A 292-nucleotide genomic window follows, 5' to 3' on the forward strand; every position below is an offset into this window, starting at 1 on the left:
TCCCAGTTGGCCCAGTGCGGCACCAGGTTGGAGTTGGCGATCAGCACGCGCGGGGCGTTGGCGTGGGTCTTGAACACGCCGACCGGCTTGCCCGACTGCACCAGCAGGGTTTCGTCGTCGTTGAGGTGGGTCAGGCTCTCGACGATCTTGTCGTAGCAGGCCCAATTGCGCGCGGCGCGGCCGATGCCGCCGTACACCACCAGTTCCTTGGGGTTTTCGGCGACCTGCGGGTCGAGGTTGTTCATCAGCATGCGCAGCGGCGCTTCGGTCAGCCAGCTTTTGGCCGTCAGCT

General features: G+C 65.4%; 1 pseudogene. It reads right to left on the minus strand.

Annotated features, from left to right (window positions below):
* A pseudogene (locus tag L6D75_RS27225) lies at nucleotides 1-290 on the minus strand (urocanate hydratase); the annotation flags it as partial.
* Nucleotides 291-292 lie beyond the last annotated feature (2 nt).

It is taken from the genome of Pseudomonas faucium, from assembly GCF_021602585.1.
GTDB classification, from domain to species: domain Bacteria; phylum Pseudomonadota; class Gammaproteobacteria; order Pseudomonadales; family Pseudomonadaceae; genus Aquipseudomonas; species Aquipseudomonas faucium.